Raw genomic sequence first — 14388 nt, 5'->3', positions numbered from 1 at the left:
AGGGTCCGACATGGAGCCAGCCGTCAAACGGCCTGAGGTTCCCCGGTGCGTCGAGGGCGGCCGAACGGGAAGCCGCGGGCGTGTGGGCCCCGAGAGTGTCAGGGGTGGGGTGTCTACTGGAGCCGCCCCTTGCTCGGGAGTACCGGTCGGACTTGACCACCACGGGTCAGTTTCAGGCGGAGCCGACAGTTCTGTTCGTTCTTCGGTCCGGGCTGCCATATACGGCCGTGTCCAGCTCCATCGAGTACGCCGTGCCCCTTACTGTCGGGTGGTGCAGCGATGGGATTCGCTCAATGAGCGGCAGCTCGACCTGCTTCGCCGGATCCACGACGGCGATGACCTCAGCGGCCCGGACGGCGTCGAGTTTCGCCGGTCGGCGCGTGCGCTCCAGGACCGGAACTTGGTGACGGTGACACGCAAGGCAGGGGTGTGGAGGGCGTCCTCGACCGATGCCGGTCGCTTCTACCTTGAGCATGGCCACCATCCCGATCACCCCGACCGCCGTGCTTCCCTCCCGCGGCCAGAGACGCCAGCACCCGGGAGCGTCGCCGGCGGCGCTTCGTCGGCGGACCTGCTGCGATCGGCTCGTGAACTGCTCGACCGCCTACAGCACGAGGGCGGCATGGTCCGTATCGAGAGTCCCGACAGTGAAACGCGAGCCCGGTACCGCCGGATCATTCACACGTTCAAGCAGCAGGGACTTGTGCCATCGGGTCACCATCTGCGCCACACTGGCCGCGACGCCGGCGACATCGTCATCCGCCTCTACACCGATGCCGGTCCGGACGAGACCGACTGGAACCGGATCCGGCTCAACACCCGACGTGTCACCACCGACCCGCATCTGGCGTTCAGCGCCCTCGAAGCCGATCCGACCAACCTCGCCGTCAGCCCGGACCTACTGCCCCGGGCGTTGCTGCTGATCCGGCAGCTCGCCGGTGAGGCAGCCCGGCGTGGGCACCGGCTCGGGGTCAACACCAAGGCGAAACACCCGCGGATGTTCCTCCAGGCAGGGCAGGTGCGACGCACGGTCACCCTGACCGAGGAACGCGACCACGTCCCGCACGAACCCACCGCCGAGGAACTGAAGGTGCTGCGCCTGCGGCCGTGGATGAAACCCCCGGAGTTCGACGTCGTCGACTCCGGCAGGCTCCGCTTGGAGATCGCCCGGGCCGGACACGACAACCGGGACACCTGGACCGACACCCCACGCGTACGTCTGGAACAGCGCGTCGCGCAGATCATCCAAGGGTTCGAGGCCGGCGTCACAGCCGACGAACAGCAACGGCGGGCAGCCGAAGCCGCGCGGGAGAAGGCCGAGGCCGAACACCGGCGGCGGCAGGAGGAAGCCGCGGCCGAACGCAGACGGCAGGAGGAGGCCACCCTCGCGCAATGGCACGCCGCAATGGCCGACGCCCACGACCGGGCCGCCGACAACATCCGCGCGGAAACCTTCCGCAACGCCTACCAGGCGTGGACCACCGCAGCGGACATCCGCGCGTTCTGCACCGCCCTCGAACAGGCGGCCGAGGGGCGGACCGGCGCCGGCGGGTACCTCGCCAGCTGGGTCGCGTGGGGCAGGGCCGCCGCCGACCGGATCGACCCCATCCGCAATCCCCGCGTGCTGGCTGATATCAACTACAACCCCGAACCCGGACCCGACGACCTGCGCCCGTTCCTCGGTGACTGGAGCCCCCACGGACCACGCAAGGAGCACCGCCCTGATCACGACCGGCAGGCCCACGCCGGCATCCGCCGACAGGCCGGATCCTGGCACCACGGGCTGCTCGACCGCGGCGACTGAAGTGCATTCACACCTCAACCGTCACCACACCCCGGCCGGATGCGCACGAGCCTGCGCCGGGACCTGCCGCCATCGCGGCGCGAACCGCCAGCACGACCCGGTACCACGCAACAAGCGACGCTTACCCGAAGGACGGCTGGATGAGAACCGACCCCTCCCGCTTCACCGTCGGCGACGAATGGGCGTACCGGCAGTCGGACCACGGACCGTCCGAACGCGTCCGCATCCTGGCCGTCGAGCCGAAGAAGACCAGCGCCCGCCTCGAGATCAGATTCCTCGACGACCCCGACGAACGCGTGGAGAAGGTCCCCGGATCGCGGCTGCGGGTGCCGTGGAGCGACGTCGGGACCTTCGACGCGCTGATGGCCAACTGGCAACGCGTCGACGACCTGACCCTCGACCGTACAGAGGAAGCTTGCGTCGAGGAGATCTCCGGCCTCTTGATCAACGATGACGTAGCCGAACTGCTCTGGTCCCCGGTGTCATGCGCCACCGACATCCGAGACAGAGCCCAGCTGAGCAAGATCATCGGCGGCCCGGTCGAGGACATCCTCGCCTCGGCTGAATGGTTCGACCACGACGGCCGGACCATCCTGTCACCGGCCGGCACCCTCCAACTGGTCGAGGCCGCGTGCCGTGCCCATCCGACCCCGGTCCTCGCTCTCGTCATGGAGCAGGAAGCCCAGTCCCGCCGCAAATGCAAGTTCGGCGATGAGCACCGCGTTGGCCGCGACAGCCGGTCGACGACACCGGCATGGGAGTACGACTGGTATCGCCGCCACGACCGGCCCCGTCACGAACTACTACGCCAGTGGTGCGGCCATCGGGCAGTCACCCACCACGAACGGTTCCTCGCCGCCGAAGCCGAAACCCACCGCCTCGACATCCTGGTAACCGACCTCCTCAAGGCCCTGGACAACCTCGGCGAACACGAACAGGCGGCCCGGTTCGCTGAGGAACACGAACGCGACCGCATCACACCCCACACGATCCGCCCCGTGGTCGAACGCCCCCTACACCCCTCCGAGATACCCGTACGCGAGATCAAGGTCAGGAGCCGTTGGTGGTCCTGAAGGCGTTGCCCCAACTGAATCTGCTCGGATCAAGGCCTTGAGGTCAGGTCCAGGGGTCCGGTCGGTCGCGATTGTCGCGACCGGTGACCGCTGGGGTGCCGAACATCTGAGCACCGACAGAGCGATACCTGATTCGCGCCCAGCTTCCGCTCAAATTTTGGCCGCTTAGCTATTTCAGGTGGCTTAGCAACTCGGCAAGCGGCGCGCCGTGAACGTCCTCAGGGTCACCATTCATTAACGGCGTGAGGCCACAGGACCGGAAGAAGGCCACTCGCTTCGCAACATCGTCATCGCTCTGGTCAGGCGACAGGGCGACGAAGGAACATCCTGCCATGGCTGCCTGCTCGGCGAAGCAGCGCAGCAAAGCTGTGCCTATGCCTTTCCGCTTCGCGTCGGGGCGGACGCCAATCAGGTAGATCCACGCGTGCGGCAAGGGGTGGTCCGGCTGCTCGATGCGCTCGTCGTACGTCGAGTCGAAGCGGCCCTCGACCAAGCCAAGAACCTCGTCCCCGTCTACCGCCACCCAGCTCGGCAGGGACGGTTCAGGGCCTCCCTCGGCGGCATACTGGTAGTCCCAGCCTTCCTGGTCGTGGCCCATGCCGTAAAGGATGTCCGCTATCTGTTGGTAGTCACCGGGCTGGGACGTGCGGAGCAGCATCAGACCAGGGTACGTACAGCGCCGCCCCTCGTCAGCGCCGACAGCGTGGCGTGGTCTGCTCGACTCAGTCACCCTATCCAGCCGATCCACGACGACTACGAAGACGAGCCATCCGGCGATCAGTAGATGATCATCTGCGATCAGGTCCCACCCTGCCCGCCGGAAAGCGTGCTCGCGGCCCAAGCGCGTGGGCCACGAAAGTGTCAGGGGCGGGGTGTCTACTGGAGCCGCCCGTCGCTCGGGGAGAACCGGGTCGGACTTTAGCGGTGAGGAACGGCTCCAATGGACGTTCATGCTCAGGCGCCAATCGTTGGCGGGCATCTCGGACGGGTTCGGACCCCGGATGACGACTACCTGACGGTGATGATGTTGTCCGCTGGACTGGCCGGCATCGTTCAGCGGAGGAGACAGGCGGCGGGCGGGTCGGCGAAGGAGGCGGGGTTGTTGCCGGCTCCGTGGCGGGTGGGCTTCTCGCGTCTGTGGTGGCGTTTCGCCGACCAGAGTCTGCAGCCGCTCGACAGCGACCTCGCCCTGTTGGAGCTCTGTGCGCAACCGCTGGCGACGTGGCCTGTGCAGCTCGACCTATCGATCACTGACCTTCAGAACAGTCTGTTGGCCGACGGCGACCTGACCGAGTTCGCGGTGCAGGGTTCTCGGCTCGCGCCGCACGACGTGGAGGCCGAGTGGACCGAGAACCAGGTGCACCTTGCGCTGCGGGAAGCCGCGGCCGCGAACGGTTCCTCGGACGAGGAGATCGGGGAGGCGTACGCGGTGCTGCGGCGCTACCTCATCGACCACGCGGTCGTCGCCGACCGGGAGGTCCGCGGCCTTGAGCGGCGTTTCCCAGCGACGGACAACAGCGGACAGACGCACGTCCACCGGCTGATCAGCCTCGCCTACCACTCGAGGCCCGCCCGGGAGCCGCAGGAGTACCTCCTGTGCCCTTCGTGCCGCAACGTGCTGGCCGATCCCTCGGCGCGCTGCGGGACCGCGGGTTGCCCCGAGGGGTCACCGGAGACGTGGACGGCCGTGCCGATGGCGGTGGTGTACGAGCAGCACCGGGCGACGCGCAAGTACATCCATGATCCGGGCCTGGTGGAGGCGCGGATCATCGATGCGCTGTCGGTCGACTCGCTGGCGCAGACGGTCAGGGTCACGCCGTACCCGGGAGTCGACGCGCTGGACGTGTTGATCGAGTTTTTGCGTCCAGGCCCGAGTGGCGTGCCGGAGGTTGTCGAGACCTGGGGCGTGGACGCGAAGGACCAGGTCAGCGCGCGGCTGTTGGGCCGGGGCTTCACCTGGCCGCAGGCACCGGTGTGCGACCGGCGGTACCTGGCGCTTCCCGCTCACCGGGCGGTGCAGCCGGGCTACATCAGTGACTTGGAGGTCGAACTCGACGGGCGGGTCGCGGGCGTGCGCGTCATCGACGAGAACCAGCTGGTGGCTCGGGTCAAGGAGCGGGTGAAGGAGTTGGCCGAGTGAGAGAGACCTCGTCGTGGCGCGACAGCTTGATGAAGCAGATGCGCCGGGAGCAGTTCCCGGAGGCGGTGATGGCTCGGGACGCGTTCTGCCGGGTCGAGCTGGGGCTGCACTTCCTGACGAAGCACTTCCCGGGCGAGCCGGTGGGGGCGCTGCAGCCGCTGCTATCCGGGTACGTCGACCTGCCGCCCGAGCTCGTGGCGGCGTGCCGGCGGGTGCGGCACCGTATGGGTGACGTGGCCCGGCGCGGCTACTGGCGCAGGCTGCTCAACCACTACCTGCGGGTGCCGCAGGAATGGCGGCGCTTCGCCCGCACGGATGCCGCGGACGGGCAGGTCAACGACAACACGGTGTTCACCGTCGCGGGCTCGGCGTTGTGCCAGGACCGCGTGGCGACGTACGACGCGGCGCTGGCTGACCCGCTGCAGTACAGGCTGACCCCGCCCCGCCCGCCGGCGCCGGCCGGGCGGCGGTACGAGTTCCGCGTCGGAGACAGCGTTGAGGTGGTGCACCTGCCGTCGATGCTGCCGCCGGCCCCGCCCGTCACGCGGCTTCCCCTCGTGCCTCGCCGCTCCCGGGAACCCTGGACGGTGTCGTTCGAGAAGGAATTGCTGGAGACGGCGAAGGAGATCGACCGCAGGCTCGTCGGCAAGCCCCACATCACGAACCGGAACTGGCACAAGCGCCTGACGGAGAACATGCGCTTCAGCTCCGTCGACCGCAACGGCCCCGGCCTGGTAGACAGACCCGAAACGTTCGTCCTCGACGGCGTCTCCCACATCGTCGGGCTCATGAACTCCGGCAAGACCACCCTCACCGACGTGTTGACGGTCAACCGCGTGCTGAAGCACGGCAACCGGGTCGGGATGGTCCTGGGCTCGGTCGGTGACGTCTACGCCAAGGTGTCGTTCCTCCGGTCGATCGGCATCGACGCCGTGCCCCTGATCGGACGCAGCAACCGAGCCGAGCACGCCGCACGGTACTGGCGCTCCGCGATCGAGGAATCTCCCGTCCTCGTGCCCGACGACGACAACCCCGCCGACCCGGCTGCCGCCTACGCCAACGCCTCCTGCCTGCTGGAACCCTTCCGGCGCTCGGCCAACCCCGACTGGAAGCCGCTGGAGCCGAACGAGTTCCCGTGCCACGGCAAGCTCCGCGACGCCGAGGCAGACGAGCCGGCCACCTACGACTGCCCGCTGCTGTCGATCTGCCCGGCGCAGAAGGCCCACCGCGAGATCGCCAACGCGCAGGTCTGGGTCACCACCGCGCAGTGCCTCATCGCCAGCCGCGCTGAACCGGCTGACGCGTCCATGCGCTGGTTCGAGGCCTTCCAGCCGCACACCGACCTACTCGTCATCGACGAGGCGGACGCGGTCCAACAGGTGCTGGACTCCCGGTTCGTGCAGACCGAGCCCTTGGTGGCCGCGGGCAAGGGCTGGACGCACCGGATGGTCCAGCACACCAACGCCGCCCTGGACAACCAGAGCATGGCGCCGGCCGCCGACGACGAGGTCGACCGCTGGCACACGCAGCTGCAGATCCACCAGAACGCGGTCTTCGTCCTGAACCGGCTGGCCCTGTCGCCGCCCGGACAGCGGCTGAAGGAGTTGCTCGGCGACGCGCCGTTCACGGCGCACTCGCTGTTGCGCCGCGTCGCCCGCACCCTGTTCGGGTTGCCCTCGCGCGGCGAGGGGGACAAGCGCGTCGAGGACCTCGCCGACGACTTCTACCGCCACGAGCTGCAGGAATTCGCGGAGAGCCCGCTGAGCGAGCAGCCGCACAGCCTCGACGAGGTCGTCGCCCAGGTGACCCGCCAGCCACGGACGGACGCTGCGGTGGCACTGGCCATCGACGACTGGCTCGACCGGTGGCTGGAACCGAACATCGACGCAGGGCACGTGCGCCGCGAATGGTTCAACCAGCGTCGCGGCCTGCTGCGCCTGGTCGTCGAGGCGGCGATCTGCGCCGGCCGCATCACCACGACCTTCTTCGCGATGACGACGATGTACCCATCGGTGCGGGAACACCTGCAACTGCCCGACGAAGAAACCTTCTGGGCCGACCAGCCGCCACGCGACTACCGGCCGATCGTCCCCGAGGCCCCGATGGGGAATATCCTCGCCCTGCGGTGGGCCGACAGCCGCAACGGCGGAGCGTCGCTGCAACTGCTGTGGGTCCACGGTGTCGGCCGGTGGCTGCTGCACCACGCGCACGACCTCCTCGCCTGCGAGGGCGTTCAGGGCCCCCACGTGGTGCTCACCTCTGCCACCAGCTGGGCGCCCGGCTCGTCGTTCTACCACATCCCCATCGAGCCCACGGCCGTGCTGCGCCCACCCCCCGAGGACGAGACCGCCCTGCGCCAATCCCACATGGCAGTCAAAGCCCAGCGGAACGCCGCCGACCCGATCTTTGTGTCGGGAAAGACCGGCAGCCAGCGCCACGATGCCCTGCGGCTGCTGGTCACCGCGCTGTGCCAGCCCGTCGACGGCCGGCCGCGCAGCGTCGTCGACGAGCTGAGGGCGAAGCTTCCCGAAGACCGGCGCAAGATTCTGTTCGTGGTCCTGTCCGGCGACGAGGCACGCACCGTCGGCGACCACATCAACGCCCGGGTGCCCCAGCTCAGCGCGCGGATCGTCGTACCCGATGCCGCCGACCCCGGCGTCGGCGGCATCCAACGCCGTCTCGTCGGGCGCTTCGGCACCGGCGAGGAAGACATCCTCGTCGCCGCCGAAATGTCGATCCAGCGCGGCTACAACATCCTCAACGCCAACGACACCGCCGCCCTCGGTGCCGTCATCTACCTGACCCGCTCCCACCCGCCGCCCTTCGACCTGGCCTTCCCCCTGTCACTGGTGAGCCAACTGGCCATGGACCACCTCCAACGGCCGCCGGCCGCAGAGCCTGGTGAAGTTGGCAGCCTCGTGAAGCAGCTCCGCTCCACCGCCCGCAAGGTCTGGTTCGACGCCATCGGCCGCCCCATCCAGTTCCGCGCCCTCGACCCGCAGGACCGGCGCGTCTTCGTCGCCAACAACCTCGTCCCCATGAGCCAGACCATCGGACGCAGCATCCGGGGCAACCAGCCGACCACCGTGCTGCTGTGCGACGCGGCCTTCGCTGAACGACTCGCCGACCCCGAGGAGAAAACCGCGGACACGGCGCGTACCAGCATCGTCGTGGCCACCGACCAGTACCTTGGACAACTGCTGGCCACGCCCGCCGACGGCGCAAGCCAGCACCGCCTGCGAGAGCACGCCGTCAACACCGCCGTGTGGGGCCTGATGGGCCACCTGGTCCGCACCAACGAGCCCCTGGGATCGAGGAGGACCCCCCGGTGACCGACACCGAGACCAGCGAGAACACGGCCAAGCCGCCCCGCAAAACCACCGGCGACCACCTGCGCCTGCTCGCGTTCGACATCGAGCCAGGCGCCCGCTGGGACGTGGAGTGCGACGTCGCGGCGATGCCCGCCACCTGGTTCACGGAACTCGACAAGCAATGGCGCGCGAGGCCGTTCGGCCGTCCTGGGCACTCGCTGCCCACCAACAGCCTCAAAGAGCTCCTCTGCGGCATCGACCCGGCGATCATGTACGTCAACTGGGACCTGAGGTCGGACGACTTCATCGTCGCGTTCCCCGGCATCGACACGTACGTGGTCACCGACGCGATCGCCAGCTGGGCCACCACCGAGATCACCGACCAGGTCGACTGGTACCAGATGCTCAAGCCGGCCGACCTCGTCTTCGACCGCCGCTGCTTCAATCTCCTCGAATACGCCGTCCGCGCCAACGGCACCGCCGCGGTGGCCCCGCACGTCTACCAGATGCTTCCCTCGTTCCTCGCCAAAGAGGTCTTCGACCAGAAACTCGACCTGCTCGGCAAGGCCCGGCGCGACTTCATCCTCGGGCCACCCAGAAGCGACGGCCGGCGCAGCGCCGTCCTCTGGCCGCCCCAGCGAACCGACGACGACCGCGCCGGCCCCGGACTCGTCACCGCCAAGATCGACTTTCACGTGGAGACGGCACCCAACTTCCCCGTACCGCGCATCCACGCCGACGTCAGCATCAGCCGCTTCCCCCTCATGCCCGTGGCCTATGTGCCGTCCCGAGGCAAAGGCCCCACCTCGGCCACCATCTGGCTGCACGGCCCCCAAGGCTTCCTCGGCCGCGACGACGAACCCCACACCCTGCTGTCCGCGCCGGCACGCCAGATGCGGCTCCCCGGCGGCGGCTGGCAGTGGCAGTGGAGCCCCGGCCTGGCCCGCGCTCTAGCGAAGCTCACCCAGCTCTCGTTCCCCGACCCGCACAAGACCCTCGCCGACCCGGCCGCAGCCGCCGACCTGCTCGACGAACGGGCCATCCGCGCCTACGTCCTGTACAGCGAAGGCACCAAGAGTCAAACGGCGGACGCCGACGCCGCACCCAGCGTGGACGCCGACGGCAAGGAAACCAGACGAGCCAAGACACTTGTTCACGCCGCCAACACCGGCCTGGTGCCAGGAGACCACGTCGACGTCCACGACAGGCTGCGCGACCTCCTCGCCACCCTCGGGATCCGGCCGCTGCCCGACCTCGAGCGTGTCGGCTCACGCGCCACCCGCAAGATCAAAGCCGCGTTCGACCCGAACACCATGTACACCATCGAACTGTGGACGCAGAGCGACATCACTCGCGAGGCCGTACTTGCGACCCTGGAGCACCACTTCGGCCTCGCACGCGAGTCTGACCCGGCCGACAACAGCGTGGTCCGCTTTCACGGCGACCTCAACATCACCGTCCGCCTGCGCAACGGTGCCGAGGTCGGCGTCGGCGTCCAACCCGACCCGGACAAGAAGAAGACCGACGACGCCATGCTCCAGCTGCACACCAACCGGCTTGCAAGGGAGGTCCTCGGCGGGAGCACCGACCGCCTGGGGGCCATCGTCGAACTGCAGGACGCTGCCTTCTTCCAACGAGCCAGGCTCATCGACCCGAAACCCGGCCTGAAGAAGGCCTTCGCCCGCACCAACCGGCGCCTGCAGTGCCTGCGACCAGCCCAGCTGTTCACCGAGCCGAAGACCTGGCCCGAGAACGCCAAACGGAAGAAGCCCGAGCCCTACCCCGGCACCCGGTTCGGGGCCGGCACCATCCTGCGGGTGGCGTCCGCCATCAACGACTGTCTTCGCCAGCTCGGCCGTTTCGGTTCCTACCAGATGCCCGTCGGACTGCCCGACATCGAGCAGGTCGGGATCTGGCTACACCACGACGGTCCCACCTGCATCCCGATCGTCATCCGCCAACAACCAGACGGCACCGCAACCGCCTACCTCACCGGCGCAGACGGCAGCCCCTCTCACACGGTCCCCTACGCCGACCTACCCGCCCTCCTCGCCGACGGCAAAGGACGGATCGGCCCCAGCCGACAACAGAAGCAGATCCTCGCCGGCTTCCTCGTCAACGTCTTGGGCATCGGCGGCGCCGCCGACTCAGCAACCCACGACCGCATCGTCATGGTCAGAGCTGCCGGATTCCGGAACTGGGGCTGGGACTGGATGCAGGACAAGCACCTTCGTCCCGACCAGGTCATCCTGCCCGGCGTCGGCATCGAAGACGACGCCGACCTCCCCGAAAGCATCGGACCGGACAAGACACCGGGCCTGCGCATCGTCCGCGTCCGAGACCGTTCCAGCACCATGGAAGTCCCCCGCGGCTTCGCCCACGACCTCGACAAGCACCACCCCAGGGTCAGCGGGCTGTTCCGCGCCAGCGATCGCGTCTACTACTCCGTCAACCCCAAGTCCGACCAGATGCAAACCCCGCACGGCCGCACCAAGCTCGACCCCGACATCCACACCAACTTCTCCGTGCAGGCGTCGAACCCAGTGCCCCTGGAGATCTGCGTCGCCCACCAACAGCCCGACGACGATCCGGCAGCCCTCGCCACTCTGGTGTCACTGCTGCGTAGAGCACATGCCCACACCGACCAGGCCACCAAATATCCGGGCGTTCTGCACCTCTGCTCGCTAGCGGACGAGTACCTGTGAGGCGCCCATCGATCGGTGGATTGCCGGAGCTGCGGCTTCTCTATTCGGCACCGGGGGCGGCTCCCGAGTTGGTGCACCGCCAGATTCCGGCTGAGGCTGAGCTACTCGGGCCGTCCGGACGGCTGCGTACTGGGCTATGCCTCGAGAGTGACTCGCGGGGCAGCCTGCGAGCCCGCGGCGACTACGACGAGCGGTCGGCCGACATGCCGGCCTGCTGCGCGAACCCGAGGCATGAGCATCGTCAGCGGCGACGTTCATCGTAGGCGATGACCAAGTGCGCGGGAGGCATCGCACGCAGGCCCGGTAGAAACCGGTGGAGGGCAGCGCTGGCCTTGCCCGAGGTGCCGATCCAGCAGTCGCGGACCAGCCGGGAGAACGTCTCAGGGTCGATGCTGCGCTCTGGTGGGAAGCGGAGCATCTTGCCACCGTCGCGCCCCAGATCCGGATCCGCATACATCAGCTGGACCAGCTCTGCGGGAAGATAATGCCCGTCAATCAGCTGGTGGTTGGTATGCAGCTTGGTCATCGGATGGGCGAACTTCACGAACGCGCTGGTACCGGCCAGCCGGAAGTCAGCGACCTTCGCGGGAGGGACGCCGTCCGGCCGGGTGCAGGCCAGCATCGCCTCGAGTTGGCCGAGCAGGCGATCGTTGCCATTGATCCGGTGGATCAGTCCTTTACTGTCACGGTCCAGCACCTTGTACTGCACGATAACGAAGGCGTCCGGCTCGCTGCGCCAGTAGACCAGGTCCGCGCCGGTCTGCGTTTCAGCCAGCTTGAAGTTGATGTTTTTCACCAGCAGCCGGCGCCCCTCGGACTGAAACTCCACCCAGCCGCCCTGCGACCGATGCTGCTCCCAGCCCTCGAAGGGAATAATGTCGTCCTGGATCAGGTCGTTCTCGTCCGGCCTCAGCTCTGCGACGAAAGCCGCCACCTCGGCTGACGGCTCGTCGGATAGCGGGACCGGCTCGAGGTCACGCCAGTCCGGGGAGAACAGGCGAGCCGCGGTCATGTTGGCGTCCCGGGCTTCCTGCAGGGCGGGCCGCCCTGCGACCGCGGCGCCACCGGCCGGTGCGGGTGGGAGCAGCACGGACCGGACTATCTCGTCGAAGCCGGTGATCCGTTGCCGCAGCTGGCGAAGAGTCGCCTCGTCGGTGCTGGGCGGGATGGGCCTCGCCGACGCGTGCAGATTCCGCCGCCACCAGTGGGCCTCGTTGACCGGCAGCCCGCTGATGATGGCGTCCACCGGGATTGGTGTGGCCAGCACGGTCCAATTCCGGATCTCCAGATTGCGTACGCCGGTCGTCCCGCTGCCGAGCCTGCCGAGCGCGTGCGCCCGGGCCAGCGCCACCACCGCCCATCCGGAGCCCTGCGAGCCGGGCAGGTCGACGTTGCCGATCAGCAGGGCCAGCTCGATCGTTTGGTGCTTCCAGTATTCGGCGGCGACCTCGCGGTCTAGGGAGTCAATGCGCCGGCGAGGCTCAGCCGCTTTCCGGACCGGTGCACGGCGAGCGCGCCGTGTTCCTTCTCGTGCCAACTCGAACGACTTGACCGCCGCCATCGGCATCGGCTGAAAAGTGGCATCGGACAGGACACCGTAGCGGACGAGCTCGACTTGCTCGGCCGTCAGCTGGATCAACGTCGACAACGGGTCAACCGCCCTTCGCGAGTGTGCGCCGTCTTGGTAGGCACCATACGGTTGCGACGATGCGGATCACGTTCGCCTTGCGGCTGCTGCGGTAGATGCGTCACTCGACGCGGGTATGGGCAGTTTCCGTCAAGATTGAGCCGATGCGCGAACTCGACGTCGTGGTAACCGCAGCCGCTGACACCGACCGAAGCCGCAAGGCTGAGCTGGGAGGGCGGTGGGCGCTGCGCGGCTCCCCGAGGGTTCATGGTGACCGATGTGCCCGTCAACTTGGTGGACACCGGTGTCGGGATGTCTACGAAGCCGTGGCACACGCGGTGCGCTCCCGGCCGGGGCTTCGGGTTCTGGCCGAGTTGTGGTTCAACAGAGACCGGTCAGCACGTACGCCAAGAACATCATCATGCGGGCCGCTCGAACAGCCGGATGGGACGCCGAACCGGAGGCGCGTGAAGACGGTTGGGTCGCCGACGTTTTGGCCAGCAGAGGGACCAGCAGGCTCGCCTTCGAAGTCCAGTGGAGCGCGCAGACCCGGGACCGGTTCGAACACGGTCAGCAACGGTATGCCGCAGACGGTGTCCACGGCGTGTGGTTCGCTCGGTACGAGCGCAGCGTCCCGCTTCCCAGACGTGACCTGCCCGTGTTCTGCACCGCCTTTGCTGCCGACAGTGTCACCACGGTCGTCAACGGCACCGCGATGCCGTTGGCCGACGCCGTCATCGGTCTGCTCACCGGCCGTGGACTGGTCCTTACTGCCCAGGCCGCCGCCGGTGACCTGTGGTTGTCCGACGGGTCCCGCGTCGACCTCGCGGAGGTCGTCATCCCGAGCGGCAACCTCATTCGCCTGCGGCCTCGCCCCGCCCGCGCCGGCACGGCCGAGCTCCTGCACGATCGGCAGGCGAGGCGCTTCGGTCAGCTCGGCCAAGAGTCCCTCAGCCGCCTGCGGGTTGCCGTGGTCGGCCTCGGCGCGGTCGGCAGTATCCTCGTCGAATTCCTGGCCCGCCTCGGCGTCGGCGGCCCTGTCCTGATCGACGACGACATCGTCGACGAGACGAACCTGCCCCGGCTGCTCGCCGCCGAACGGCGACTATGTCGGCCGGTCGAAGGCCCTTCCCGCGGTCCGGAACGCCCGTCGGGCGAACCCAGATATCGGCCTGACGGTGATGGCGGAACGGGTCGAGACCAGCACGGCGCGACAGTCGTTGAACTTCTGTGACTGGATCTTCCTCGCCGCGGACAGCCACTCCGCCAGGTACTGGGTCAACGCCGCCGCTAACCGGTACCTGATCCCCACGACTCAGATCGGCGTCAAGATCCCCGTGAACGACGACGACGGCGCCGCCGGCGAGATCCACGCTGTCAACCGGTTAATCGTTCCGAGGGGCGGCTGCATGTGGTGCAACGGCCGCCGTGAGCGCAGTAACCCATTCCTTCGCAGCCGTTGGAGCGGCCCTACCGCGAGCTCCGACGACGGCCGCGCTCAAACGTGCTCGCGACGACCTTCATGCTCAGCCTTCTTGCCTGAGCTCGAGCTTGAGGCCGAGGGCCCGCGCGATCTTGGCGATGGTCGCGGTCGTGACGTCGTTGTTCGCCTCGACGCGCGCGATTGTCGGGCGCGACACCCCGGACTTTTCGCCGAGCTCTCCCTGAGACCATCCCTGCCTCTTGCGGGCCTCCCGAATGATGTTGCCGAAGCTCGCCTCGTTCATA

Annotated in this window: 9 protein-coding genes and 1 pseudogene; 7 read left to right on the top strand and 3 right to left on the bottom strand. The window is 68.1% G+C overall.

The genetic code is table 11. The features are described from left to right. The first annotated feature begins 109 nt into the window (after positions 1-109). Both ACIBTX_RS01485 and ACIBTX_RS01480 read left to right on the top strand, forming a co-directional pair. Complete coding sequence (locus tag ACIBTX_RS01485) at positions 110-1804, top strand: hypothetical protein (RefSeq protein WP_396831880.1); 1695 nt, start codon at positions 110-112, stop codon at positions 1802-1804. 140 nt (positions 1805-1944) lie between these two features. Then, positions 1945-2877 (top strand): hypothetical protein, encoded by a 933-nt coding sequence (locus ACIBTX_RS01480; RefSeq protein ID WP_396831879.1) that lies wholly within the window; start codon positions 1945-1947, stop codon positions 2875-2877. A gap of 169 nt (positions 2878-3046) precedes the next feature. Here the strand turns inward: ACIBTX_RS01480 and ACIBTX_RS01475 are convergent, their stop codons facing one another. Beyond that, positions 3047-3535: a GNAT family N-acetyltransferase gene (locus ACIBTX_RS01475; RefSeq protein ID WP_396831878.1), complete on the bottom strand. Its 489-nt coding sequence runs from the start codon at positions 3533-3535 to the stop codon at positions 3047-3049. A gap of 441 nt (positions 3536-3976) precedes the next feature. Here ACIBTX_RS01475 and ACIBTX_RS01470 point away from each other — a divergent pair, with 441 nt between their 5' ends. Genes ACIBTX_RS01470 through ACIBTX_RS01460 form a run of 3 tightly spaced genes read left to right on the top strand, consistent with a single transcriptional unit; the run spans position 3977 to position 11033 of the window. Continuing rightward, positions 3977-5017, top strand: a complete 1041-nt coding sequence (locus tag ACIBTX_RS01470; RefSeq protein WP_396831877.1) for a hypothetical protein — start codon at positions 3977-3979, stop codon at positions 5015-5017. Beyond that, positions 5014-8349 (top strand): hypothetical protein, encoded by a 3336-nt coding sequence (locus ACIBTX_RS01465; protein ID WP_396831876.1) that lies wholly within the window; start codon positions 5014-5016, stop codon positions 8347-8349. Before ACIBTX_RS01470 ends, ACIBTX_RS01465 begins: the two co-directional genes overlap by 4 nt. Beyond that, positions 8346-11033 carry an RNaseH domain-containing protein gene (locus tag ACIBTX_RS01460; protein WP_396831874.1) on the top strand — a complete coding sequence of 896 codons (2688 nt, stop codon included), beginning with the start codon at positions 8346-8348 and terminating at the stop codon, positions 11031-11033. Before ACIBTX_RS01465 ends, ACIBTX_RS01460 begins: the two co-directional genes overlap by 4 nt. Positions 11034-11274: 241 nt before the next feature. Here the strand turns inward: ACIBTX_RS01460 and ACIBTX_RS01455 are convergent, their stop codons facing one another. Continuing rightward, a complete protein-coding gene (locus ACIBTX_RS01455) occupies positions 11275-12681 on the bottom strand; it encodes a hypothetical protein (RefSeq protein WP_396831873.1) in 1407 nt (468 codons plus the stop codon). A gap of 400 nt (positions 12682-13081) precedes the next feature. Here ACIBTX_RS01455 and ACIBTX_RS01450 point away from each other — a divergent pair, with 400 nt between their 5' ends. Next, a complete protein-coding gene (locus ACIBTX_RS01450; protein WP_396831872.1) occupies positions 13082-13894 on the top strand; it encodes a ThiF family adenylyltransferase in 813 nt (270 codons plus the stop codon). After that, positions 13827-14018: pseudogene (locus ACIBTX_RS01445) on the top strand (ThiF family adenylyltransferase); the annotation flags it as partial. The gene ACIBTX_RS01450 and the pseudogene ACIBTX_RS01445, both read left to right, overlap by 68 nt. 168 nt (positions 14019-14186) lie before the next feature. Here the strand turns inward: ACIBTX_RS01445 and ACIBTX_RS01440 are convergent. Further along, positions 14187-14387: a helix-turn-helix transcriptional regulator gene (locus ACIBTX_RS01440; protein ID WP_396831871.1), complete on the bottom strand. Its 201-nt coding sequence runs from the start codon at positions 14385-14387 to the stop codon at positions 14187-14189. Position 14388: the final 1 nt, after the last annotated feature.

The organism is Micromonospora sp. NPDC049359 (assembly GCF_044466585.1).
Lineage (GTDB): Bacteria > Actinomycetota > Actinomycetes > Mycobacteriales > Micromonosporaceae > Micromonospora.
Note: the sequence above shows the minus strand (reverse complement) of the source record. Positions and strands in the feature narration are given on the sequence as shown.